This window comes from Pseudomonas sessilinigenes (genome assembly GCF_003850565.1).
Taxonomy (GTDB): domain Bacteria; phylum Pseudomonadota; class Gammaproteobacteria; order Pseudomonadales; family Pseudomonadaceae; genus Aquipseudomonas; species Aquipseudomonas sessilinigenes.
In genome coordinates, this window is sequence record NZ_CP027706.1 from 5,671,168 (window position 1) to 5,696,164 (window position 24,997).

Annotated in this window: 13 protein-coding genes and 1 tRNA gene; 6 read left to right on the top strand and 8 right to left on the bottom strand. The window is 65.9% G+C overall.

The genetic code is table 11. The annotated features are described in order from the left end of the window. Positions 1 to 100 precede the first annotated feature (100 nt). The 4 genes from C4K39_RS26035 to C4K39_RS26050 all read right to left on the bottom strand — a co-directional run bounded on the left by C4K39_RS26035 (position 101) and on the right by C4K39_RS26050 (position 5,369). Positions 101 to 451, bottom strand: a complete 351-nt coding sequence (locus tag C4K39_RS26035) for a VOC family protein (protein WP_124347777.1) — start codon at positions 449 to 451, stop codon at positions 101 to 103. Between the two features lie 137 nt (positions 452 to 588). After that, a complete protein-coding gene (locus tag C4K39_RS26040) occupies positions 589 to 2,160 on the bottom strand; it encodes an FGGY-family carbohydrate kinase (protein WP_124347778.1) in 1,572 nt (523 codons plus the stop codon). Positions 2,161 to 2,173: 13 nt separating this feature from the next. Continuing rightward, positions 2,174 to 3,769, bottom strand: coding sequence for a glycerol-3-phosphate dehydrogenase/oxidase (locus C4K39_RS26045; RefSeq protein ID WP_068587127.1), 1,596 nt, complete (start codon positions 3,767 to 3,769; stop codon positions 2,174 to 2,176). A gap of 4 nt (positions 3,770 to 3,773) precedes the next feature. Continuing rightward, a complete protein-coding gene (locus tag C4K39_RS26050) occupies positions 3,774 to 5,369 on the bottom strand; it encodes an FAD-binding oxidoreductase (protein ID WP_124347779.1) in 1,596 nt (531 codons plus the stop codon). Between the two features lie 157 nt (positions 5,370 to 5,526). On the opposite strand from C4K39_RS26050, the gene C4K39_RS26055 reads away from it, so the two are divergent. Both C4K39_RS26055 and C4K39_RS26060 read left to right on the top strand, forming a co-directional pair. Beyond that, positions 5,527 to 6,231, top strand: a complete 705-nt coding sequence (locus tag C4K39_RS26055) for a hypothetical protein (RefSeq protein ID WP_124347780.1) — start codon at positions 5,527 to 5,529, stop codon at positions 6,229 to 6,231. Between the two features lie 169 nt (positions 6,232 to 6,400). Next, positions 6,401 to 6,475 (top strand) — tRNA-Gln (locus tag C4K39_RS26060). A 45-nt stretch (positions 6,476 to 6,520) separates the two neighbouring features. Here the strand turns inward: C4K39_RS26060 and C4K39_RS26065 are convergent. Further along, positions 6,521 to 7,429 (bottom strand): LysR family transcriptional regulator, encoded by a 909-nt coding sequence (locus tag C4K39_RS26065; RefSeq protein WP_068587133.1) that lies wholly within the window; start codon positions 7,427 to 7,429, stop codon positions 6,521 to 6,523. 120 nt (positions 7,430 to 7,549) lie between these two features. Between C4K39_RS26065 and C4K39_RS26070 the strand changes: the two genes are divergently transcribed. After that, on the top strand, positions 7,550 to 8,755 hold the full coding sequence (locus C4K39_RS26070; protein WP_124347781.1) for an MFS transporter: 1,206 nt from the start codon (positions 7,550 to 7,552) through the stop codon (positions 8,753 to 8,755). A gap of 10 nt (positions 8,756 to 8,765) precedes the next feature. On the opposite strand, the gene C4K39_RS26075 is transcribed toward C4K39_RS26070, so the two are convergent. Further along, positions 8,766 to 9,071 carry a MafI family immunity protein gene (locus tag C4K39_RS26075; protein WP_068587137.1) on the bottom strand — a complete coding sequence of 102 codons (306 nt, stop codon included), beginning with the start codon at positions 9,069 to 9,071 and terminating at the stop codon, positions 8,766 to 8,768. 140 nt (positions 9,072 to 9,211) lie between these two features. Here C4K39_RS26075 and C4K39_RS26080 point away from each other — a divergent pair, with 140 nt between their 5' ends. Beyond that, entirely contained in the window at positions 9,212 to 9,709 is a 498-nt protein-coding gene (locus C4K39_RS26080) for a hypothetical protein (protein ID WP_068587138.1), read from the top strand. A gap of 103 nt (positions 9,710 to 9,812) precedes the next feature. Here C4K39_RS26080 and C4K39_RS26085 read toward each other — a convergent pair whose 3' ends face one another. After that, positions 9,813 to 10,379, bottom strand: coding sequence for a TetR/AcrR family transcriptional regulator (locus C4K39_RS26085; RefSeq protein WP_068587139.1), 567 nt, complete (start codon positions 10,377 to 10,379; stop codon positions 9,813 to 9,815). A 168-nt stretch (positions 10,380 to 10,547) separates the two neighbouring features. On the opposite strand from C4K39_RS26085, the gene C4K39_RS26090 reads away from it, so the two are divergent. Together C4K39_RS26090 and C4K39_RS26095 are read left to right on the top strand one after the other, a co-directional pair. Continuing rightward, a complete protein-coding gene (locus tag C4K39_RS26090) occupies positions 10,548 to 11,345 on the top strand; it encodes a crotonase/enoyl-CoA hydratase family protein (RefSeq protein ID WP_068587140.1) in 798 nt (265 codons plus the stop codon). 43 nt (positions 11,346 to 11,388) lie between these two features. Next, entirely contained in the window at positions 11,389 to 12,285 is an 897-nt protein-coding gene (locus tag C4K39_RS26095; RefSeq protein WP_124347782.1) for an alpha/beta hydrolase family protein, read from the top strand. Between the two features lie 58 nt (positions 12,286 to 12,343). On the opposite strand, the gene C4K39_RS26100 is transcribed toward C4K39_RS26095, so the two are convergent. Beyond that, positions 12,344 to 24,877 (bottom strand): filamentous hemagglutinin family protein, encoded by a 12,534-nt coding sequence (locus tag C4K39_RS26100; protein WP_124347783.1) that lies wholly within the window; start codon positions 24,875 to 24,877, stop codon positions 12,344 to 12,346. Positions 24,878 to 24,997: the final 120 nt, after the last annotated feature.

The window sequence follows — 24,997 nt, forward strand, 5'->3', positions numbered from 1 at the left end:
GGCCGATTTGGCTTTTTTTGCCAGGACGCGGGCGCGACCTGGCGCGAGGGAGCATGGAGCGATGGCAGGCGAGCCTCGACGCCCGCCTACCCGGACCGGATCAGTCCGGAACCGGCTGGCCCTGCATGAACGCCAGGTAGTAGCCGTTGCAGTCGCGGATGCCGAACTCGCGAGTGCCGTAGGGCATGTCCTGCAGGGGCCAGGCAATATCGGCCCGATCCTTGATCGAATCGAAATAGGCCTGCACATCCTCCAGGGCGAAATACAGGGTCCCGGTACAGCCCGGGGCGCTGCCCCACAGGTCCTGCTCGGTGAACGTCAGGCGACAGTCCTGCAACTGCACCAACAGCGTCGACTCCGCGCCATCACTGACGGCGAAGCCGAGTATCCGCTGGTAATGCTCACGGGTGCGGGACAGGTCATTGCAGCGCAGCAGGCAGGTCAGCGGCATCTCGGACTCCAGGGGGCGACCGGCACGGCGATGGCTTCGCCATGCATCAGGGATCATGCAGCAGGGGAAAGACGCCACCTTAGCAGCAAACGCCCTCCCCCTGGAGCCAGCCCCGCTTGCCGCTGCCCGGGCCGATCTCAGGCCGGATAACCGGTGATCTCGCGAATGCTCTGGTACAGCGGCTTGAGCTGGCGATACATGCGCAAGTACACCTGGCTGTACAGCCGCTGGTACATCTGCCGGGCCTGGGGCTGGGGCTCGAACACCGCGCCGACCCGGGTCATGGCGCTGATGGCCGTGGAAAAATCCGGGTACAGCCCCAACCCCACCGCGCAGGCGATCACCGCGCCCAGCCCCGACGCCTCGTAGACATGCGGGCGCTCCACCGGCAGGCCGAAGATATCGGCGGTCAGTTGCATCGCCGCATCGCTCTGGGAACCGCCTCCGGCCACCCGCAGGCGGGTGATCTTGAGCTTCGAGCGTTTCTCCATGCGCTCCATGCCCTGGCGCAAGGCGTAGGCCAGGCCCTCGAGGATCGCCCGGTAGATATGCGCCCGGGTGTGCACGTCACCGAAACCGATCATCGCGCCCTTGGCCTCCATCCCCGGCTCACGGATACCCGGCGACCAGTAGGGTTGCAGGGTCAGGCCCATGGACCCCGGGGGCACTGCCTGGACCAGGGCGTCGAACAACTGCTCGGGCTCCAACCCCTGCTGCGCCGCCTGCTGCACCTCGCGCAGGCCGAACTGCTGCTTGAACCAGCTGACCATCCAATAGCCACGGAAGATCATCACCTCGCAGTTGTAGTGGTCCGGCACCGCTGCCGGATACGGCGGAATCAGTGGCACCACCTCCAGGTAACGCGAGCGGGTGGTGGTGATGGTGGCCGTGGTGCCGTAGGAGACGCAGGCCGTGGTGGAATCCTGGACCCCGGAGCCCAGCACCTCGCAGGCCTTGTCGGCACCCGCGGCGATCAACGGCAGGCCCTCGGGAATACCGGTGTGGCGACTGGCCTCGGCAGTGATCCGACCCAGGGTTTCGCCGGGCTTGTGCAGGGTCGGCAGTTGCTCGCGGCGTACCGCCAGGGCCTGCCATTTCCAATCGCTGGGGGCGGCCCAGCGCAGGCGCTTGTAGTCGAACGGCAGGTAGGCCACGCAGCACCCCACCGAATCGACGAAATGGCCGGTCAGGCGATGGGTGAGAAACCCCGACAACAGCAGGAACTTGTCGGTGGCGGCCCAGATCTCCGGCTGCTTCTGCGCCACCCAGTTGGCTTCGGCCTGGGCGCGGAAGTAATCCACCGTGGCCTCGGCGCCAATCAACTTGAACAACCAGCTCCAGGGGCCCTTGAGCTTGCCCTCGATCTCGGCCTGGCGCTGGTCCAGCCAGAGGATCGCCGGGCGCAGCGCCCGCCCCTGGGCATCGACGTTGATCAGGGTGCCGCGCTGGGTGGTCAGGGACACCCCGCGGATCTGCGAACGGTCGATGCCGGTCTGCTGCCAGAGGATCTGGCAGGCTTCGCCGAGCTTGGCCCAGTAGTAGTCCGGGTCCTGTTCGGCCCAGCCGGGCTGGGTCGAGTAGTAGGCCTCCAGTTCCACCTTGCCCTTGCCGATCAGGTTGCCCTGAAGGTCGAACAGCAGCGCGCGTACGCTCTGGGTTCCGTTATCGATAGCCAGCAGGTAGTCCCGCTTGTTGTTGTGATTATCCATGGGGCTCTCTTGGTTAGGCATCAGTGCTGGGCAAGCTGTGGTGGCGTTGCCACAAGGTCCGGTAGCGCTGTTCTTCGGCTTGCCAATGGGCGTCGCTCCAGCCCAGGCGCCCCTGGCACAGGTTGCGGATGGCTGGCAGGTAGCTGGCGCCGCCCTCGGCCAGCAGCAGGCCCAGGCGCGTGCGGCGCAGCAGCAGGTCGTCCAGGTGCAGGACCATTTCCGTCTCGGCGGCAAAGGCCAGCTCGGCCCACAGGGTGTCGCTGGCGCCGACGCACTCGTGACCCAACTGCTCCACCAGTTGGGCCAGCCGCGGCAGGTCGCGACCATGGCGCCCGGCCAGGCGCCGCTGCTGGGCGCCGCTGAGGCCGGGAATCTCCACGGTCGGGACCGGAGCGAACACCGGCGCGCCGTCGTCGCTGACACTGCGTCCGATCATCGCCCCGCAGGCAGCCAAGACCTCGATGGCCTGGGGCCGGAAGGTGGTGAGCTTGCCGCCGGCCAGGGTCACGCATCCCGGCTCCTGCCACAGCACATGCTCGCGGGTTTCGTTGGAGGGCTTGTCCTCGGAGTCCGCACCGCCAGCGGCCACCACCGGGCGCACCCCGGCCCAGGTCGAAAGCACGTCGCTGGCAACGATCCGCGCCTCGGGAAACTGCTGGGCGCAGGCCGCCAGCAAGTAATGCAGCTCCTGCTGGCTGATGCTGGCGCTCAGGTCCAGATCTTCGCGATGGTCCAGGTCGGTGGTACCGACCACGGTAGCGCCTTCCCAGGGGAAGACGAACACTGGCCGGCGATCCTCGGCATGCATGAAACTGAAGGCATGGGCCACTGGCAGCCGCCAACCCGGCAGCAACAAGTGGCTGCCACGCAACGGTCGCAGTTGACGCCCCGCATCCGCCGGACGCAAACGCTCGGCCCAGGCCCCGGTGGCCACCGCCAGACTCTCGCTGCGCAGCTGGCAGGGCGCGCCGCCTTCGCTGTCATCCACCTCGACCCCACACACCCGCCCGTTATCACGCAACAAGCGGGTCACGCGCAGGCCGTTGAACGCCTGGGCTCCATCGGCCCGGGCCTCGGCCAATACCCGCATCACCAGCCGCGCATCATCGGTCAAGGCGTCGAGAAAACAGGTGCCGCCCAAGAGGCCCGGCTCCTTGACCCCAGGCGCCAGGAACTGCAACTGCCCGGCATCGTGGAACCTGTGGTTGCGCCGTCCGGCCAGGGCGTCATACAGGCTCAGCAGGCTGCCGAACACCCGCGGCCCGGGAAACTGGCCCCGGTAATGGGGCATCAGGAAGCTCATGGGGTCCACTAGCCCGGGAGCCTCCTGCAACAAGCGCTGGCGCTCGCGCACCGAGTCCCGGGTCAGGCGCCACTGGCCCTTGGCGATGTAGCGCAAGCCGCCATGGACCATCTTCGAAGACCGGCTGGAGGTTCCCCAGGCGAAATCCCGCTGTTCCAGCAACAGGCAGCGCCAACCACGCCGGGCCGCCTCACGCAGGATCCCGGCGCCGCTGATACCGCCGCCGATCACGATCAAATCCCAGCTCTGCGCCGCCAGGCTCGGCAGCGCCTGTTGCCGCCATTGGCCGTTCCAGTCCTGGCTCATAGCCTTACTGCTCCAGCAGGGTGCCGGGGTTCAAGCGTCCGGCCGGGTCGAAATGGCGGCTCAGGGCCTGCAGGGTCTCAATGGCCAGCGCGCCCTTTTCCCGTGGCAGGTAGGGTGCATGATCCTTGCCCACCCCATGCTGGTGGCTGATGGTGCCCTGGTGCTCGACGATGGTCCGGCTGGCGGCATGCTTGAGCGCCTGCCAACGGGCCAGGGTTGCCGGATACTGGCGGTCAGGACGGAACACGTAGGTGGTGTAGATGCTCGAGCCTTCGCCATAGACATGGGACAGGTGGGTGAACACATGCACTTGCTCGCCTTCGGCGGCCAGGCCATCGCGCAGGCTGTTTTCGATGCGCTGCAAAAGCGCATCGACATTGCTCCAGTCCGTGGCTGTTTCCAGGGTGTCCACCAGATAGCCGGCATTCCACAGGCTTTCGCGCAGGTAGGGAAAACGAAAGCGGTTCTGCGCCCACTTCTTGCCCAGCATGGTGCCGGTGAACACTCCGCCGAAGGCCTTCAAGTGCTGGCGCGCCTGGCGCAGGGACAAGGCGTTCTGCCGGCGGTTGCCGGTCACGCCGAAGGTCAACAGGCACTTGCCCTGGCCCGCACCACGCAGCGCCAGGTACTTTTCCAGCCAGGCGATCTGCGTCGGGTGGCCGGCCAGGGCCAGTTGGGTCTCGGTCTCCACCGCGTTGGACAGGCGCAGCATCGACAACGGCACCCGGGCCTGGGCCAAGGCCCGCACAGCCTGCAAGGCCTGGGGCCAGTCCGGCAGGAATACCCCATAGAAGCGCTCATGCTGCGGCAAGCGGCTGACCCGCACCCGAACCTCGGAAATGATCCCGAAGCGCCCTTCGCTGCCCAGTACCACTTCACGCAGGTCAGGCCCCGCGGCGGAGGCCGGGAACGTGGCGATGGGCATTGGCCCGGCGAAGGTCTCCAGGGTCCCGCCGGCGAACAATTGCTCGATGCGCCCGTAGCGCAACGATTGCTGGCCGCTGGAACGGCTGGCCACCCAGCCGCCGAGGGTCGATAGCTCCCAGGACTGCGGGAAATGTCCCAGGGTGTAGCCCCGGGCGCGCAGCTGGCTTTCCACCTGGGGGCCACTGGCGCCGGGGCCGAAGGTGGCCAGCAGGCTGTCTTCGTCCAGGTCCAGCAGACGGCTCATGCGTGCCAGGGACACCGTCAGTGTCGGGCGCTCGGACCAAACAGGGTTGATATGACCGGCTACCGAGGTGCCGCCCCCATAAGGAATCAGGCACCAGTCATGTTCTTCGGCCAATGCCAGCAACTGGCGGATCTGGGCGGCGGTTTCAGGAAACGCCACCGCATCCGGGTAAGCCCCCAGCTCACCCTCGCGCAGCGCCAGCCAGTCCGGCAGGCTTTGTCCACGGGCGTGCAACAGGCGCTCCTGGGGATCGATGCTGTACAGCGGATGAGCCGCCAGCCGCGACACGGGCACCCGGGCCAACGCCTGCTCCAGGGAGGCCTCCGGCAACCTGTAGCCCGGTCCCAGTCGCTCGGCGAGAAAGCCCGCGCCCTCGGCCGGCAATTCGACCACCGTGGATGCATCTCCCCAGCCATTCCAGCGTCGCATGCGTGTGTTCCTCTGCTGTTCTTATAGGTCTTGCGTAAGGTTCCCTATACTAGTGCGCCGCCGGACACTGTCACGGTCGCATTGAGCCAGTTGGTGTAGCCGATTGAGTCACCCGCGCTGCCAAACCATTCCCTACCTGCCCAGGATCGAGTCGTCCATGCCCGCCCCGCTGAAAACCTGCTCCCCGTTGTTCTGGTCCCCGGACCTGGGCATCGACTATGGCGCTGCGACGCTGAGCCTGCGCGACCTGCTGCCGCAAGTAGGCCAGGGCATCTCGGCGTTCTTCGAGCCGCAGGATCGGCTGCTGGTCGGTGAGACCCTGCAGTTGATCTGGCACCCACCCGTGAGCGACATCAACGGCTGGAGCGAACAACCTTCGGAACTCGTCCACAGCCACTTGCTGCAGGTCAGGGTCAGCGGGCCGCAGCAGCCACCCGCCCAGCCAATGCATGACCTGCATCGGGGCAGGCAGCGCTTTGCCTTGCAGGTCCTGGCCTGCACCCCACTGCTGGCGGCCCTCAAGGCCCAGCCGCTGGACCAGCAGGCCTGGAGCCTGCCCGGCATCGGCAGGCCGCAGGACGCTTGCCTGAGTTGGGATGAAGCCCTCTGGTGCGGGCGCGCCGACGTCGGCGGATTGACTTGCCTGAGCGCCGCCAACGGCAGCGAAGGCATGATGGAAATGATCCTGGAGATCATCGGTGACCAGGTCAGCGGGTTGTTATCGGTGCATCTGGGCCCTGGCGGGAATACTTACGAATGGGGTCGGCGAGTGCTCGCGGGTGCGGAGCTCATTGCCATTCGCCGGGCCCTGGAGCACGCCCGGCCGCTGCAGGACACCCAGGACGCCTACCTCGTCGGTTGAGTGTCAATCGAGGAAAAAACTCCCGGGCAAGACTAAGCAGCTGTTTTCAAACCGATTTTTTTTGCGCTGGGGGCTTCCCAAACCGCCGGCGAGTTGTTAAATTTGCGCCCGTTCTTGCAGCGGTCCTCCCCGGACCGGCACTTCAAGCAAGTAACGTCGCAACAGCTACAGGGGCGTCGCCAAGCGGTAAGGCAGCAGGTTTTGATCCTGCCATGCGTTGGTTCGAATCCAGCCGCCCCTGCCATTTTTCTTCCTCGTTGTTCCTTCCTCGTTGTTCCTTCATCATTGTTCATTCCTCCAGGCTTCGCGCCAGGAACTCCAGCATCGCGTTGACCTTGGGCAATCCCTGCCGGCTCTTCATCCATAGCAGGTTGATCGTCTGCCCCCGGGTCGCCAAATGCGGCAAGACTTCCACCAGGCTGCCATCCTGCAGTTGGCGCTTGACCAGCCACGACGGCAGGTGGGCGATGCCATAGCCGCCCAGCACCGCCATCAGCAAGCCCTCCCCCGCACCCACCACGCAACTGGCCGTAACCGACCGGCGCTCGATCTGCCCCGGCTCGTCGGTGGCGAAGCTCCAGGGGTGCACGCGCCCGTCCGCCCAGCCATAGGCGATGCACTGGTGCCGCTCCAGATCGGCGATGACCTGCGGCTCGCCGCGCTGCGCCAGGTAGCCCGGGGTGGCACAGAACAGGTACTGCTCGGTTCCCAGGTGCCGATGCCCCAGTTCCGCCGGCCACAGGTCGGGGCCACCCAAGCGCACGGCGATATCGACCCCGGCCTCGATGGGATTGGCCAGATGCTCGGAGAAGGTCACATGGGGCTGCAACTGCGGGTGCTCCCGGGCAAATTCGAGGATCGGCCCCAGGACCCGGGCCCGGCCGAATGCCCCCGGCAGGTCGATGCGCAGCTTGCCGCGCAGCTCATGCCGTTGCGCTTGCAACTCGAGCTCGGCCTCTTCCAGGTCGGCCAGCACGCCACTGCAAGTTCGGTAGAACGCCAGGCCGGCATCGGTCAGGGCCAGGCTGCGGGTGGTACGGCGGAACAATCGCGCCTGCAGCCGCGCCTCCAAACGGGCGATGGCCTTGCTGATGGCCGACGCCGTGAGGTTCAGGCGCTCGCCGGCCGCCTTGAAGCTGCCACAGTCGGCCACGCAGACAAACACGTCGATACCCTTCAAGCGTTCGGAGGAAAACATGCGGCACCCTGTCTATTAATGAATCTAGTTCACATCAGTTGGTAAAAAGCATCATAAAACAGAACCAGATTCCCTAGTAAGCTGATCGCCATCCCATCGGTATCACTGCAAGAGGCACAGATGCTGCGCACCCTGAAACACTATCCGGCGGCCCTCAACCTGTTGTTGGCCGGCACCCTGGTGCTGACCCTGGCCCGGGCGGTGACCCTGCCCTACCTGGTGATCTACCTGGCAGGCAGCTTCCAACTGGATGTCGCCGAAATCGGCCTGGTACTGGGCAGCAGCCTGATCATCGGATCGGTGTTGAGCCTCTACGGCGGTTTCCTGGTGGACCGGATGGCCAACCATCGGTTGGTCCTGTGCTGCTGCGCGGTGTTCACCCTGGGCTTCGTCGGTAGCTTCGCCGCCCGCAGCCTCTGGTCGTTCTACCTGTGCCTGCTGGCGATCAACCTGGCCTACGCGGTGTTCGATATCGCCATCAAGGCCGGCCTGGCCCGCCTGCTCCCGGAAAACCAGCGCAGCACGGGGTTTTCCATCAAGTACACCCTGACCAACATCGGTTACGCGATCGGCCCGTTCCTTGGCGCCGGGCTGGCCAAGCTGGATATCAGCCTGCCCTTCGTGCTGTCCGCCGCCTTGGGTGGGGGGTTCTTCTGCCTGTACCTCGCCCGGGGCGAGCGAACGCCAGTCATCACCGAACCCGCCCAGCCCCCGCTGTCCTTCCTGGCCCTGGGCAAGCAATTGCTGGCGGACTACCGCCTGGTCTGCTTCACCCTGGGCGGCCTGCTCAGCGCCGTGGTCTTCGGCCAGTTCTCGGCCTATCTGTCGCAATACCTGGTGGTCACCACATCGGCCGAGGTTGCCTACACCACCATCAGCACCCTGGTGGCGACCAATGCGCTGCTGGTGATCAGCCTGCAGTACGCCATTGGCCGGCGCATCCTGCGCCAACACCTGAACCTGTGGCTGGCCACGGGCCTGGGCCTGTTCCTGCTGGGCATCGCCGGCTTCGCCCTGGCCAGCAACCTGGCGCTGTGGGTGCTGGCCATGGCCGTGTTCACCCTGGGCGAGATCATCGTCTTCCCTGCCGAGTACATGTTCATCGACTGCATCGCCCCCGAGCACCTGCGCGGGCTGTACTACGGCGCACAGAACCTGTCCAACCTCGGTGGTGCCCTGGGGCCGATGCTCTGCGGCCTGGTCCTGGCCAGCCAAGCGCCCCAGGCAATTTTCTGGATGCTGGGCCTGTTCGTCGTCAGCGGCGGGCTGTTCTACTGCCTGGGCGCCGCCAACCTCGGCCAGGTGCATGCCCGGCCGGCGGACTGAAGGGTGGCGCTCAGGCAGGTGCCTGCCCCAGGTACCGGGCAATGCGCAACAACGCGCACTGGGCCGACTCGGACAAGACCAGGGGCGGCTCCTCGATCATGTACCGCAGATGCTCGAAAGCCAGGCCGGCCTCGTTATGTTCCAGGTAGTCAAGGACGATCTCCCGTCCGTGCTCCAGCCCCGCCTGGGCCAGCGCATGCTCCGGCGGCACCCGGTCGCCCAGCCGCTGGTAAGCCTGGGCCATGAGCAACGACGCCTCATCCAGCACCTGGATCAAGTCGGTTCGCCAGGGGTCTATCGGTACAAGCATGCTCATGCACTCCTCGTTTGCTGGAAATCGCTTGTCGGGTACCGTCCGCGGAATTTGCCAACCGGCCCCTGTCACGCCGCCAGGCCTTCACAACTCCTGCTGCACCCCGTTCCTCTGTGCATCTACCCAGCAAAGAGTGACGCCCCATGAAAAGTAGCCAATTGAGCCAGTTGATCCTCAACGACCACGCCCGCATCGAGTCGGCCATTGCCACCGGAGCCGCCTGGGAAATATGGTTCCAGGTGGAGTTCCTGATCCTGCTGTTGCGCCAGCCCCATATGAGTGCCGCCCGGGAAGTGCCCTACCCGCCACCGAACGAGAAACTGCGCCTGGATGTACTGGCGCGCCAGGGCGTCGATGAATACGCCATCGAGTTGAAGGTCGAGAGCGCCACCAACGCTGGCAAGAAACTGCTCGAAGAAATTGAGAAGGACATCCTGAAGCTGAAAAAGTACACCAAGCAAACCGTGGAGGCCCGTTGGGTGGTAGGCCTGGGCTACAGCGACGAGGGCAAGCGCGCGCTGGTTGAATATGCCAGGACCCATGACACCACCACGATCTACCAACATGCCGGAGCCATCGGCTGCATGATCGTCACGGTTCCCGAGGAAAGCCTGGGCAGTAGCCCAATGTTGATCGATTAAGGCATTTGCAGGAGCGAGGCTTGCCCGCGATGGACTTCAGGGCGCTGCGTTTATCCAGTCGATACGCACTACCGTTAACCTCCATCGCGAGCATGCTTCGCGCCTACAGGCCCTCGTCGAGGCTCGCCAGGGCCCGCCGGGTCACCTGCTCGATATAGGCCGGTTCGCCATAGATGCGCGCCAGCAGGATCGCCCCCTCGTAGTCCGCCACCAACTGCCTTCCCATGGCCAGCGCCTGCTCCGGCTCGTACCGGGTAGCGAACAGCTGGGCCAGGGCCTTGGCCCAGTCATCGAGAAAGGCCCGGATCGGCTGCATCAGCTCGCTCTTGCCGTAGGTCGCATCCACCGCGATCACCCCCATCAGGCAACCGATGGCCCCATCCTGGAACAGCTTCATGGACTTGCGTCCGATCTTTTCCAGGCGCTGGCCCGGGGTGAGCTGCTCGTCGCAAGCCACGGCGAACAAGCTCCCGGCGATGACCTGGTGGGTCTGCTCCAGCACGTCGCGCAGCAGCGATTCCTTGTTCGGGTAATGGTGATAGAACGAGGCCTTGGTCAGGCCACAGGCGGCGGCCAGGGTGTCCATGGTGGTGCCGTGATACCCCAGGCGCTTGAAGGTGCTGGCGCAGCGCTGGAGCAGTTCGTCACGGGAAATCTTCGGGGGGCGCATGGCTCATTCCTGGGCGGGATCACGGCCAGTGATTCTAGGGTATAAGCGGGCCCGCCTCAATTTGACGATTACCGAATGTTTGTTTAGTTTCAGTAACCGAACGCTTGGTCAATAACTCGCCAGGCGCTCGCTCACTCAACCAACAACGTACTTCAGGAGAACGCCAAGATGAACCAAGCCACTGGTACAACGGGCCGGGTCACCCGGGAGCAACGGGGCCAGGTGTTGTTGATCGGCCTGGACCGGGCCGCCAAGCGCAACGCCTTCGACAGCGCCATGCTCGAGGACCTGTCCCGGGCCCTGGGCGAATACGAGCGCGACGAACAACTGCGCTGCGCGGTGCTGTTCGCCCACGGCGAGCACTTCACCGCCGGGCTGGACTTGATGGAGCTGACGCCGAAGCTGGCCAACGGCGGCATCGCCTACCCCGAAGACGGCATCGACCCCTGGGGCGTGGTCGGGCCCCGGCGCAACAAACCGGTGGTGACTGCGGTACAGGGCGCCTGCTGGACCGCCGGCATCGAGCTGCTGCTCAACGCCGATATCGCCATCGCCGCCAGCAATGCACGCTTCGCCCAGCTGGAAGTGCTGCGCGGCATCTCCCCGGCCGGCGGCGCCACACTGCGCTTTCCCCGGGTGGCCGGCTGGACCCGGGCCATGCGCTACATGCTCACCGGCGAGGAATTCGATGCGGCCACGGCCCTGGACATGGGCCTGCTGGTGGAAGTGGTGGCCCCCGAACAACTGCTGGCCCGGGCCATCGACTATGCCGAGCGCATCGCCAGGGCTGCGCCGCTGGCGGTCAGGGCGACCTTGCAGTCGGCCTTCCTCGCCCTGGAGCAGGGAGATGAAGCGGCCCTGGCCCAGCTCAATCCGCAGCTCATGCAGCAGGTTCGCAGCGAAGACGCTCGCGAGGGAGTGATGGCCATGCTACAAAAACGCCAGCCGGTATTCCTGGGTCGTTGAACCGCCCTGCCCGTCCCGAACCTCTGCCTCAAGGAGGCTTGTATTGAACATTGCAGTCCGTGCCGATCAGCCGTCCGTCAACAGCGAGCCGTTGACCCTGGTGGCCGCCGATGGCTATCGCCTGAGTGCCCTGCGCTACCCGGCCATCGGCACTGCCAGGGGCAATCTGCTCCTGGCCAGCGCCGCCGGCGTCCAGCAACGCTTCTACCGGCGCTTCGCCGAACATGCCGCGCGTCGCGGTTTCAACGTGCTGACCCTGGACTACCGGGGTATCGGCCAATCCCGCGCCGGGAGCCTGAAGGGGTTTGCCATGTCCTTCCTGGACTGGGCCTACCAGGACCTGGCCGCGGCGGTGGAACTGCTGCGCCACGAAACGCTGCCGCTGTACTGGGTCGGGCACTCCTTCGGCGGCCACGCCTTCGGCCTGCTACCCAACCACCAGGCCGTCAGCGCTTGCTACAGCCTGGGTAGCGGCGCCGGCTGGAGCGGCTGGATGCACTGGCGCGAGGCACTGAAAATGCGCCTGCTCTGGAAGCTCATCCTGCCACCGCTGGTGGCGTACAAGGGCTATATGGCCTGGAGCCTCCTGGGCATGGGCGAGGACCTGCCGCTGGGGGTCTACCGCGACCTCAAGCGCTGGTGCGAATACCCGCACTACTACTTCGACGACCCGCAGATGGCCCACCTGGCCGAGCGCTACGCCAGCGTACGCACGCCCTGTCTGTTCGCCACCTCGGTGGACGATCCCTGGGCCCCGCCGCGCTCGCTGGATGCCTTCGCCAAGGGCTACTGCAACGCCCCCATGACCCGGCTCGACCTCAAGCCGCCAGCCGGCGCCCGCCCCTATGGCCACATGGGCTACTTCCGCGACGATGCCCAGCCCCTGTGGGACGACATTCTCGACTGGCTGCTGGACCATCCCGGCCAGCCCCCAGCCTGATCCGGACAAAAAAAGGGGCGATCGACGATCGCCCCAAGCGTGACTACCACAAGAAAACCTATAGCGTCAGTTGCTTGCGCTCCTCTTCGGTCAGGCGGGCTCGCGCCTGGTCGTTGAGCGGCCCGGCGCCCAGCACCTGCACCGGGCTGTCCGGGTTGTAGGCCGGGGCATGGCTGGCTTCCTCCCGCGCACGCTCCACCTGCTCGGAGCCAAAACCCAGCACCTCCACGGTCACGATGGACGCCCGGCCCTGCCTCGCGGCTGTCTGCTGGTTGCGCACCGCATCTTGCGCAGCCTGGGAAGCCGCCGAGCCTGCTGCACTGGCCGAGGTCATGGCACTGGTGTTGACCGTCGCGGTCACCGGGATCCCCGAGGATTTGCCCTGGGTCTGGATATTCGCGGCGTTGACCACTTGCAAGGCTGCGACGTTGACGCTACCCGAAACCCGGATCCCCGCTTCGCCGGCATCGACCGTACCCAAAGGAGCGATCAGGTCGATATCCCCCGACGGCACTTCGGGAATCGGTGCCAGGGTCGCGATCCCCGCGCCCGTACTGGGCACCGATGGCGCCAGGCTGACGTTGCCCCAGTTGTCGTAGACCCGCTTGGGCGGGGTGTAGACCACGGTGGTCTTGGAACCCCGGCCGGCGTTGATGTCGCCCTCGGCCGACCAGCCCATGATGGCCCCGCCGAAGGTGGTCATGATCCGGCTCTGCCCCAGCAGGATGCTGCCCAGGGAGTACAGCTGGATGTCCCCGGCGCCTTGGGTGATGATCCCCGCCGAAGCCGGTGGCGCGTCGCCTTCGATACCAAAGGTCTGGCTGCCGCCCGGCGTCAGCATCTGGATCTTGCCACCAAAGTTGGTATGTACCCCGGAACCACCGAACAGGGTGATATCGCCCTTGTAGGTGATCGGGTTGCCGGCCACGTCGGTCTGCGGGAACAACGCGGCAATGGCCGCCCGGCCCCGGGCGTAGCTGCCCTGGCGTACCCCACCCTCTTGGTTGTACTCGCGGCCAGCGGCCTTGAGCTCGGCAAAATACACATCCCGGGCGAACACCCGCTGCTGTTCCGCCGGCAAGGCCGCGTAGTAGGCCCGGGCCTCGGCAGCACTGCCAACGAAACCGAAGCGTTCGGCCAGCCAGGCCAGCAACTCGCTCTCGTAGGTCTTGGCCACTCGTTTGCCAACCAGGGATTCGCCGCTACCGGCCAGGTTGGCCGGGTCGAGGTAGGCCTCGACGAAGCGTCGATAATCCGGCCCGCTGGTCCCAACCCCGGCCTGCATCACGATGCTCGCCCCCGGGCGGCTGTCACCCGGCGCCACGGCGCCGAGGCTGGTGACGCTGACCTTGTCCTCCATCAGGATGTTGCGCCCCGCCGTCAGCTCCAGGGTACCGGGGCCGGCGACGTTGAAGTTGCTGTAGAGGACGTCGCGCCCGGCACTGACGATGGAGATATCGTTGGGGTTGTCGTGGATGAACAGGTTGCCAGTGAAGGTGTAATAGCCAAGCTCATTACCTCCTACTCGAGCACCGTCCAGGGAGGTTCCACTGCTGACGATATCGCGCCCGGCCATCATCCATACCGGACCGCCACCCTCATAACGAGTCTGGCCAAAACGCCGATCGCTATCGGTGAACACCAGGCTACGACCACTGCCGACCGCCAGCAGGTCGCCCTTGAGCGCATAAAAACGCGCCGGGCCGCTATTGCGTTGCCAGCCCCCCGTGGCCGAAGGAGAACCGAAAGTGAACAGTGGATAGCTGTCGCCGGCAAGGTTCGCATCCGCGGACAGGTTGCCCATCCCGGGGATCAGCACTCCGTTCCCATTCCTCGCCTCATAGGCCGGGTTGAAAGGTGTCGCCAGGGTGGTGGGCGCGGCGAAAGACTGGTTGATGGACAGGTTCCCGCCATAGATCGAATCTCCAGCCAACAACTGCAGCTGGCTGTTGTTCGAAGGCGCTAGCACCAGGGTCGAGCGGTTGTTGTTCACCGTACCGACCCCTTTCGCGCTGCCGTAGTACAGGCTGCCGCTGGCGGCCGTTACCCGCAGGATCGACGGATAAACGACGGCGAGGTCGGATTCCACCGCCGTCATCATCGGCGTGGCATTGCCGCCTGCGGAATACAGGTCGATGGCGGTGCGGTCGGTCCATAGGGAGAACCAGGTTTTCCCGGAACCCTGGATACCCTCCAGGGCATAACCGTTCATCAACGAGGTGCGTCCCGGATCGATCACGCTTTGCAGTACCAGGTCACCGCGGGTCGACAGATTGAAAGTGGCATCGCCCGGCACCAGGGTGATCCCCCCTGCCGCCAGGGCCGTAGTGGCCCGTACAGGATCGAAGGCCCGGGTTTCTCCCGCGCTGCGGTCTTCCGGACGGCTGCCATAGTGCAGGTCCAGGCTGCCCACCGAAGCCCCGAGCACCTGGGCATTGCCGCGCAGATTCAGCAGTACGCCGTCAGTCTGGCTTTGCTTGGTGAGGCTGCTGCCTGGGTTCAGGCCGCCACCCACCTCAAAGCGCAGGTCTCCGCCACCGGTCAATTGCAGTCCGCCATCGGCGGTGACCCTGCCGGTGCTGCCGACCGCCAGCACCAGCCCCTGGGTACGTGGGTTGGCCGATCGTTCCAGCACGCTGCCGGCCAGCGGTTTCAGCACGCCGGCATCGCCGGCCACCCGCACATCGAGGTTGCCGCCGCCCAGGGTGCCGAAACCGGTAAAGCCCACCAACTGGTCGGCGGTGGCGGTGGCGGTGTAGCTGCCGAAGTTGATCCACCAGGCCGTCGGCAAGGACTGCCCTCCCCCCTGGCGCCACAACCAGTTGCCGACCTGGGTCGAGTCATGGCCGCTGTCCTGGGGATTGGGCCGGGCCTGGGACTCCGCGGCGGTATCCACGATATTGCCGGTCAGGTTGCCGCCGACCCGCAGGCTCAGGTTGCCACCCCCATCGGGATACCAGGCGCGGTACAGGCTTTCGCTACCGCCATCGACGAACTTCTCGAAGTAGCTGTTCACGTCGTTGAGCACCGTGGTGCCCCGCCCTGGAGCCTTGGCCTGGTTGTAAGGAGAACCTGGCGCAGTGGCCAGTGACGAAGTACCCGCGGTGTAAACCCCATACAGCGAGTCCATGCTCAGGTTGCCGGCACTGAGCAGTTCCAGATCGCCAGTCCCGGTGCGGATCACGCTGAAGCGGGTACTGCCCGGCATCGGGGCATACTCCTTGTTGCTCAAGGAGATGCAATAGGCCGGGGACGCAGCACAAAAGTCACTGATGCTGCCCAGGCCCAGGTCGTCGAGGACCTTCTGGTCGATCGGGTCGCCCTCCTTGACCACGACGCCCAGGTCCGCCAGGTCGTGTACGACCAGGGCGCTCCAGCCGTAGTTGACCCTGATTGCGCAGTAGACAGGGCTGGCACCGCAGAAGTCGTCGATCGAACCCATGCCCAGATCGTCGAGGAGCTTCTGGTCCACTGGATCGCCAAGCTTGACATCGATCCCCATGGCCGCGAGGTCGTTGACCGCGTCCTGGGTCCAGGTCTGTACGCCCTTGGCCGGTACCTCCTTGGCGAACATGCCGTAGTGACTGTCGGCCAGATGCAGGTCGCCCTGGCTCGGATTGGCTTGCAGGATGCGGCTGTCGGCCGCCTCGGTATCCCCCCCGGCCACCAGGCGCAGGGACCAGGACTGCGAGCCCTCGGCGAGCATCGGCGCAATGGCCCAGAGCTTGCCCTGGCGCCCCACCTCCTCCGTACGCAAGGCGATGGAGCTGACGCCGTCCGGCAGCTTGACGTTGGTGCCGGAAGGAATCAGCGCGCCTTTGGCCAACGGCTGGCTGCCATCGAGCAACACCTGGCCGCCAACGGCCGTTGGCAGGCCCACGCCCTTGGGCCAGGTCATGGCCTTGACCCGGGTGTTCTGGGCCAGCAGGCTGCCGGCCTCGAGCTGGGTCCCGGCGTCCAGGGTCTGGGCTTCGCCGAGCAGGGTCCCGGCGGCGAACAGCAAGTTGCCGGCGGCATCACGGATGGCCGCTGCCAGCACGGTGCCGGCCGGCAGGACCAGGCTCTGGTCGAGGATCGCGGTCACCGGCAAGCGGGTACCTGCCGCCAGGGTCAGGCCCTTGATCGGCAGGTCATAGTTGAGGGTCGCGCCGGTGGGGAAGCTGGTGCCATCGGCCAGGGTCACCCCGGTGCCCGGCACGATGATGTTGCCACCGGTGAAGTCCACGCCTGGCAACAGCACCCAGCCCTTGTCGTCCACGGTCTGCGGTGGCGGGGCGAAGCCGTCGTTGATGCTGCCGTAGATACTCAGCTCGCCACCGGCGCGCAACACCAGGGCTCCGACCTCGCCTGAGCCATACACCGAAGTCTTCTGGCTGTGGGGGTTGACGCTGGCATAGCGGTAGCCGGACAGGTCCAGGTCGCCCTGCACCACCAGGTCGCCGTCAGGGGTCTTGCTGACGATCTGGACCCCGGGGCGCAGGTGGAAGGCGTCGGCATAACCTGCGTTGTTCAGCCCGGCCAGCTTGTTCTGCATCAGGTCGCTGTTCTGCAGGGCCGCGTTGATAAAGGCGCTGCTCAGCTGGTGCTTCTGGTCCAGGTAATCCTGGGTGATTTCCTGATAGGGACGGCCGCTGGCGGCATCGTTCTTCTGCGGCGCATCGTCATAGCTGACCATGCCGTTGACCGCGATCGAGCGCGCACCCTGGATATCCAGGCGGCCTCGGGCATCGATGGCAATATCGTCGCTGCTGCCGTCGGGCTTGAATATCCGTGGGGCATTGAGCTCCAGGGTGCCACGGCTGCGGCCGTCGTTTTGTCCCGCAGCGCCACCGACCGCCACCTCCGTGCCATGGCGCAGGTCGATGCGCGCGCCCTCGGCCAGGGTCAACTGGCCCTTGCCAGACCCCAGCACCACCGTGGCGCGGTTGGGCGCATCGATGATCTTGCCGTAGCTGTCCACCCGCAGCTTGCTGCCATGGGCGTCGAGCACCGCGCCGGAGTCCAGGGCCAGGCCCTTGCCGGCCGCCAGGTTGATGCTGCCGACCCGCTCGCCACTGGCGTCCACCAGGCCATTGACCCGCAGGCTGCCGTTATCCAGGGAGACGTTGATGCTGTTGGCCTTCAGGCCATTGCCGATGGTCAGGTCGCCCTGCTTGAGCTGGAAGCTGCGCGCGCCATACACCTGGCCCTGGTTCAGGCGCTGGTTGAGGGCAGCGAACTGCTCGTCCAGGGTACCGCTGCCACCCAGGCGCTGGGCCTGGATTTCCACCGCGCCGCCCAGGTACGGCACCCGGGTACCGCCGGCATCGTAAGAGCCGCTGCTGGCGCCAAGGATCTTGCCCGCCAGGTCCACCAGGCCGGCACCATTGTCCAGGGCCACTGCGCGCAATTTGCCGGCCTGGTTGTTCTGCGCCGACAGGTCGATGCTCGAGCCCGCCGCCTGCAATACATTGCCAGTACGGCTCTGCAGCAGCACCTCACCGCCGGCTCCGTACTTGGTCAGATCGTTGAAGGCGATGGCACGCCCGGCCACATCGATCAGCCCAGTGTCGGTGAGCTGCACATCGCCACGGGCATCCAGGGTCACCTTGCCGCTGGGCAGGACCACGGCGCTGGCCAGGCGGATGCTGTCACCGCTCAAGGACAACTCGGCGCCCTGGCCATTGGCCTGGCCACGAGGGCCGGCCGTGGCCCCGATATCGATGGCGCCACCGGCCGTGATGCGATTCACCGAACCGGCTTCGCCGGTCATCAACGGCGTGCGGATAGTCAGGTTGCCACCGCTGTAGGTAAAACCCTTGAGCGGATCGTAGGCACCCTGGCTCTGGTACACCGCGAGGCTGCCCTTGTGGTTGGCAGTGATGCGCTGGCTGGCGTTGAGGTTGACGTTGGCGAACCCCAGGGCCAGGCGATCGAAAGTCTTGGTGGTGCTCGGCTGGGCGAAGGCACCGTAGCCGAACTCGATGCGCTCGGCGTTGATATCCAGGAGCCCACTGCCCGTCCCGGCGCCGCCGGCCACCACCGCCCCGGCCGGATTCACAGCCCCCTGCCAGATCAGGTTGGCGGTGTGGATAGTGGCCACGTCATTGGCACCACCGGCGCCGTAGATGGCCGGAGTCGAGAGCATGAGGTTGCTCAGCAACGATTTGCCGGTCACCGGATCGTAGGTATCCAGGCCCGCACTGCCGTAGAAGTTGAAGCTGTCCCGGGCCGAGAGTTGCAGGGTCTCCAGGGCCGGGGCGCCGAACTGGGTATCGCCGCGCAACAGGCGATCCAGCACTTGCTGGGTCAGGGTCATGCCGGCCGGCAGGCGATTACCCGCGGCTGCCGCAGCCAGGGCTTCGGGGCTGCCCACATTGATGCTGCTCAAGCCCAGATTCAGGTGCCGGGTGCCATAGCGTACCTGGTCGCCCAGCTCGAAGGTCTTGTCGGTCAGGGCAACGATGCTGCCCTCGGAGTACAGCGCGGTTTGTCCGGCGCAAAGGCTGGTGTTGCAGCTACCCACCCGGATACCGCCACTGGACTGCTGGGTCGCAGGCGCACTCACCACATTGAGCAAGCCATTGGACACCGCCAGCATGTTGCCCACCTGGTAAACGAAGCCATCCCGCGCGTCATAGCTGGCCTTGCCACGGCCGATGGTGTTGATCGAGGCGCCCTGCTCCACCAGGATCTTGCCGGTGTTGGCCACCAGGAACACCTCCGGCGCCGCCAGGGCCGCGCCCTGGCGCAGGATGATCGAGCCATTGCTGGTGCTGGTGCCCTCGGCCAGGGTGATGAGGTTACCGCTCTGGCCGTACTTGACCAGGGTCAGGCCGCCGAGCATCAGGCGGGCAGCACCCAGGGCATTGAGGCTGTCGGCATCCAGGGTGATCCCGGTAAACCCGTCAGTGGCCGACTGCCCGGCCTTCACCACTTCGATGCCGTCACCATCGCTCCTGCTCAATACCGAAACAGTACCGCCAAAGCCTCCCGCTGCGGCCTCGAAACGGCCAGTACCCTGGAAGGAAAACGCCTCGGTTCCGGCACCGGTTTCCAGCGCCAGCTTCAGGGTCTTGGCATCTACCGGCAATAGCGGCCGTGGCACGCCGAGCCTGGCCGCGTCGGCCATGGCGAACTGCGCGTAGCTGGTCTCGTTGTACTGCGAATAACGACGCAAGGTATCGGCCGAGGTCAGGATCAACTGGCTGGCGATACTGTTGCCGATCCCGGTGTTGGCGATGGACAAGCGCCCGGCGGTGGCCCAGGAACCATTGCGCATCTGCTGGGCCGAGCCCTCGCTGCCAAGTCCCGCCAGGCCGTTAATCTCCACACGGAAGGCCCCCGGCATCAGGGCGTAGGTGGACGGCATCAGGGTATAGGTACCCGCCGCCAGCCCCGGAACCCCGGCACCAATGGTCACCTGCTGGCCGATCATCGGGTCCACCGCGCCGCCTTCCGGTGCCACCGGCGCGTAGCCGGGTTGGGTGCCGGGGACAATGGCGTAGATCGGGTTGCTGGCCAGGCCCGGCAGGACCAGGCCGCCGTTGGTGCCGATCTGCACCAGCGGGTTGTAGCGAGCATCGGTGGAGCCGCCACGGCCGGAGATGAAGCCAGCGCCCAGCAACTCGCCACCGCCGGACAGGTCCAGGGTCGCCCCTTGCTGCACCTTCACCGACTTGCCGCCCAGGATCACGCCGACACTCAGCTCGCTGTTTTCATTGACCATCCCGCCCTGGCCCACGAAGTTCACGGTCTTGCCGTTGTACTTGTAGAGCTGGCCATCGACGGTACCGCCATAAGGCAGCACCAGGCCCTTGCCGCTGACCGAGGTCAGGCTGCCCGGTAGCAATTGGACTTTGCTGCTGCCCAGGTTGCCGATCTCGATCAGGCCCAGGGGCGCGCGCAGCACGCCGCCCTGCTTGATGGTCGCGGCGCCCAGTTGCAGGCGGCCGAAGGCCGAGTACGGCACGGCCAGGTCAGCGTTGCCATTACGCGCAATGGTCAAGGTCCGTACCGGGTCGAAATCGATACTGGCACCCGAAGGCTCGCCTCGATAACCGGCGATCACCCGAGCCCCGACCTCGGTGCCCGGGTACAACTGCGCGGCGCGCAGGGTCATATCGCCCTGGGTCAACAGCTGGGTGCTGATGCCCTTGGCGATCACATCGGCGCCGACACCGGCGAGGAAGCGCAGATCGCCCTGGCTGTCGAGCTGGACGTGATCGAAGCCACGGCGCTCGATGTTCACCAGGCTGCTGTCGGCTAGGCGCAAGTCGCCCTTGCTGCCAAACATCACGTTGCCACGCACATCGATCTGGTTGCCGCTGGCGTTAAACAGTGCCTGGCTAGAGCGTTGCGATGGTTTGCCGACGGCCACCACCGGGCGGACATACAGGTCCTTGGCCTCCAGGGGCGCGAGAATGCCCGCCAGCAACAGGTAAGGCGCCGACAGCTTGACCCGAGTCTTGGCCGCGGCATCTTCCGCCAAGCTCAGGGCGCCGCTGTACAGGCGCAGGCTCTGGGCCAGGTTCAGCGACACATCGCCATCGAAGCTCAACAGGCCGTTGCTCAGCAAGGCCAGGTTGTCGAAGCCGCCGGCCGCCACCTGATCCGCACCGAGGCGGCCATGGCCATACTCCAGAGCGCTGGCCGCAGACTCTGGCGATCCGGGCAGGACGTTGGCCTGGTGAGTCTGGCTGAGTACCAATTCGCGGGCCTTGAGCACCCGGTCGGTCACCGCGTTCTTGGTGTAGTAAGGACTCTCCAGGGCCACGGACAAACTACCGCCTGCTGCGCCAGTACCACCCGCTCGGGCGACGAAGCTGCCGTCCAGGTAAAGGCCATTGTTGGAAGCAAAACTGATGCTGCCGCCCTGGCTGGCCACCTGCACCCGGCCTTGACCGGGAATGTCCAGGGCCGCCTGGGTACCCGATGCATCCAGCCGTGCGCCATCGCGCACCACCACGAACAGGTCACTGGCCTTGGCGATGCCCGTGGCCAGGTTGATCTCGCCGCCGATGGAAATCTTGCCGCCATTGCGCACCTGGCCGTAACTGCGCCCCTGGCTGTCCACCGCGCTTACCGCCCGGGCCGCGACATCGATGAGCGCCTGCTCGGCGACCCAGATCGAGCGCCCATGGCCTGCGGCATTGGCCGCCTCGGAACTGGCCACCGTGAGGCCACCCAGGCTAACGCTACCGCCCCAGGCATTGAGGGTACCGCTCAGGGTCAACTGACCGACGCTGCGCAGGTTGATGGCCTGGCCGGGATCGACGCTGATCACCGCGCCCTTGCCGACCTCAAGCGCGGTGCTCGCCAGTTGCGCCCCGGTGGAATACTGGTTGCCGGCGGTCAGGGTCAATCCGGCGCCACGGCGCTGGGTCAGCACGCTCTTGGCCGGATCTTCCTGGTACAGGTCCGGCAGCCAACGCTCCAGCACACTGCCCGGGTCGCTCCCGGTGACGGCATTGGTGGCCTGGGAGCCAAAGCGATAGATCGGGACATTGACCTCGACCTTGGCGCCGTCGGCCACCTTCAGCCCTTCGTTACCCGTGATGTCATAGGCCGAGAAGCCTTTGTTGAAGAAGTCTTGCGCCAGTTGCACGGTGCCCGCCTCGGGCACGGTGCTGCCGGCACCGATCAGTACCTTGTGTGCCTGCAGCGCCAGGGTGCCGCCGCCGTTGACACCATAGCCGCGCAGCTCCCCGGACAAGTCCAGCTTGCCGTCCGCCGCCAGGGTCACGTCGCCGCCCTTGCCACCTGTGGTCTTGCCATCGAAGCCGATGGTCGCGCCGGAGCCGGCATCCACCAGGGAGGTGCTGGCCAGGTTGAGGTCGCCGCTGCTGCGCAGCGACACCTTGCCGCCGTTGATAAAGGGCACGCCAAGGTTGTTCGAGGGGTCCAGGACCAGGTTGTTCCAGCGCCCGGAGGCATCCAGCTTGATCCCGCTGGCCACATCGACCCGAGCCTGGGCATTGCCGGTAGGCGCCAAGATCACGTCACCGACCACGAAGTTGCGGTTGACATCCACCTGGTTCAGCACGTTACCAGCGTTGATGCTGCCGCCATGGGCCGTGAGGTTGGCGTTGATCTTGACCTGGGGACCGAACAGGGTGATGTCGCCGCCGTCGGCCACGGTCAACGCGCCGTTGACCTGGATCTGTTGCCGGGCGCCGACCTTGATCGCCCCCAGCTGCTGGGCATTGAGCTGGTCGCTGTCGAGCACCAAGCGCCCCTGGCGATCGGCGGGCAAGGCGCTGCCCAGGTCCAGGCCGTCGGCGATCTTCTGCTGGTTAGCCGCGATCAGCACCTGGTCCACGGTGGGGGTCAGGGCATAGCGCAGGGTGCCATTGGCCTTGTTGTAGATCGGCGTGTAGTTGCCGATGATCAGTTGCGCCCGCTGGGCCGCGGCCTTGTGGGACTGTTGGTAGCCATCGAGATTGACGTTGGGCACCTGGGTCTGGCGGTCGCCCTTGTACACATCGCTGAGCAGTTGCCCCTCGAGCACCGCGCTGCCGGTGCCGATCACCAGCTTGCCGGCATCACGGCCCACCGTGTAGCCCGCCTCGTAGCGCTGCTGCTGGGCGATCAGCGGGTTGTAGTAATAGTCGGTGCGGCCCCAGCGCGGGCTGCTGTCCACATAGCCCTTGTAGATCCCGGTGTAGAGCAGGTCTCCCGGGGCCCGGGACAATTCATACAGGCGCCCGTCCACGCCCTTGAGCCAGGTCTGCTGGATGTAGCCGTCCTGCACGTCCACCGTGCCACCGGACAGGTTCAGCTGAGCACCGGACTGAGTCACCACCTCCTTGCCGGTGAACGTCAGGGTGCCGCCCTGGGCCATCCACTCACCGACGTTATGCCGCTGGGTGCCCAGGTAGCCGCCCACTTCCAGCAGGCCACCGGCGGTGTACCAGCGATCGGTGGCGTAGCCATTGGTGCCGGCCGGCACGAACACCAGCTCTCGCAGGTCGACCCAGACATCGCTGTTGATCAGCTTGCCGCTATCACGGTTGCCCGCCGAATCACGCTGCTCATTGCCCTGGACGTTGATTTTGACGTTGTTGGACTCCATCGCCACCTTGACCCCGAGGGCGCCGGCGACATCGATCACCGCACCGTCGCGCACCAGGCTGCGCTGGCCGGCGCTGACCGCTACCTGGCCGCCGGTGGCCAGGGTGATGGAGCCCTTCTGGAAATCCACGGTGCCGCCGCTGACGATCTCCACCCGGGACTGGTCGGTACGGTCGGCAACGCTGCTGAGGTTATTGAACTGGCCGGTGATCAGGTTGGTCGGGCTGCCGTCGAGGTTGCCCAGGCCACTGTTGCGCTGGCTGTCCAGGGCGGTATTGCCGCTGCTGTCCAGGAGAATCGCCGTGGTGCTGCCCTGCCCCAGGGTCACGCTACCCGTGCTGTCGCTGGCGGCATTGAGCAAGTGGATGGTGCCCCGGGTATCTACCGAGGTGCTGGCCAGGGCCACGCCGTTCTGCTGCACCTGGTGCCCGGTCAGGGTGATGTCGCCGGTGGAGGCCATGATCAACCCACTGTTGCTGACCTTGCCTGCGCTACTGCCGGGCTTGAGCGAGGTAGCCACTTCATTGCCACGGGTGGTGGAGCGCTGGTTGCCCTCGGTCCCCACCCCGCGGCGGATGTAGAAACTATCGCCCGCAGCCAGGGCGGTCTGGCCCTTGGCGGTGACGATGGTCCCGGCGTTCTCCACCTCCGAGCCCAGCATCAGGACATAGCCACCGGCATCGGTGGAGGTCGCCGGGGCGTGGGTCTGGATCAGCGCCCCACCCTGGACCTGGACCTTGCCTGCCGCATCGCTGAAGGTCGGCTGGGTACCGCTGGCATCCACATAGAGCCCACGCTTGCTGAACTGCTCGTCGCTGATGGTCGCCGCGGCCGCCACCAGGTTACGCACGTTGACCTGGCTGGTACCGCTGAAGATCACCCCGTTGCGGTTCATGATCATCACCGTGCCGGCACCCTTGATCTGCCCCTGGATCTCGCTGGGCCGACCATTGGGGTCATTGATCTTGTTCAGCAGCGCCCAATTGGACTGCTGCTGGAAGTCCACCGTGGTATTGCGCCCGACGTTGAAGGTCTCCCAGTTGAGGATGGCCTTGTCGGCGGTTTGTTCGATGGTGACCGTGGTCTTGCCGCCGGACTGGCTCTGCACCGGGCCCTTGGCGTTGATCCAGCCCTGGGTCAGGCTGTTGTCGACCTTGAGCCCGCCCTGGCCAAGGCCGTCGGGAATGCGGCTGACCGTGCCGAGCGCGGCCTGGCGAGCGGCGGCCTGGGCCGCTTGTTGGGCGGCGATGGCCGCCACCGTGGAGTTGAGGTTGCCCAGGGAACGCTGCAACTGCTGGTTGACCTGGGCCTGCTGGGACAACGGTGGCGGCATGCCCGGCACCTGGGCACCGGGCCGCGCGGCAGTGGCCGCCTGGGAGGCGCCCTTGTCGGCGAACCAGCCGGAACTGAACGCCGGGGCTGCGTGGGCACTGCCGGCCATGAGCAACAGGGCGATGGCCTGGGCCAGGGGCTTGAGCCGCAGGATCGGCGCCTGGGAGTCCAGGCCAGGGGTATTAACCGGTGGTTTGCAGCGAACCATTACTACTCATCCTTTGTTATGACGCCCAGGGGTGCGCGACGCTGTACGGCCCAGGGCGCGCGTCACTGCTCTAGGGGATAGGCCGTTGTCGGGGGATGCGACCGAACTGATGTCATGGAA

Coding starts and splice junctions, on each gene's coding strand:
- C4K39_RS26050 (WP_124347779.1), bottom strand. CDS start 5,369: ATGCGACGCTGGAATGGCTGGGGAGATGCATCCACGGTGGTCGAATTG.
- C4K39_RS26045 (WP_068587127.1), bottom strand. CDS start 3,769: ATGAGCCAGGACTGGAACGGCCAATGGCGGCAACAGGCGCTGCCGAGC.
- C4K39_RS26075 (WP_068587137.1), bottom strand. CDS start 9,071: ATGAGCATGCTTGTACCGATAGACCCCTGGCGAACCGACTTGATCCAG.
- C4K39_RS26040 (WP_124347778.1), bottom strand. CDS start 2,160: ATGGATAATCACAACAACAAGCGGGACTACCTGCTGGCTATCGATAAC.
- C4K39_RS26080 (WP_068587138.1), top strand. CDS start 9,212: ATGAAAAGTAGCCAATTGAGCCAGTTGATCCTCAACGACCACGCCCGC.
- C4K39_RS26085 (WP_068587139.1), bottom strand. CDS start 10,379: ATGCGCCCCCCGAAGATTTCCCGTGACGAACTGCTCCAGCGCTGCGCC.
- C4K39_RS26100 (WP_124347783.1), bottom strand. CDS start 24,877: ATGGTTCGCTGCAAACCACCGGTTAATACCCCTGGCCTGGACTCCCAG.
- C4K39_RS26055 (WP_124347780.1), top strand. CDS start 5,527: ATGCCCGCCCCGCTGAAAACCTGCTCCCCGTTGTTCTGGTCCCCGGAC.
- C4K39_RS26035 (WP_124347777.1), bottom strand. CDS start 451: ATGCCGCTGACCTGCCTGCTGCGCTGCAATGACCTGTCCCGCACCCGT.
- C4K39_RS26070 (WP_124347781.1), top strand. CDS start 7,550: ATGCTGCGCACCCTGAAACACTATCCGGCGGCCCTCAACCTGTTGTTG.
- C4K39_RS26090 (WP_068587140.1), top strand. CDS start 10,548: ATGAACCAAGCCACTGGTACAACGGGCCGGGTCACCCGGGAGCAACGG.
- C4K39_RS26065 (WP_068587133.1), bottom strand. CDS start 7,429: ATGTTTTCCTCCGAACGCTTGAAGGGTATCGACGTGTTTGTCTGCGTG.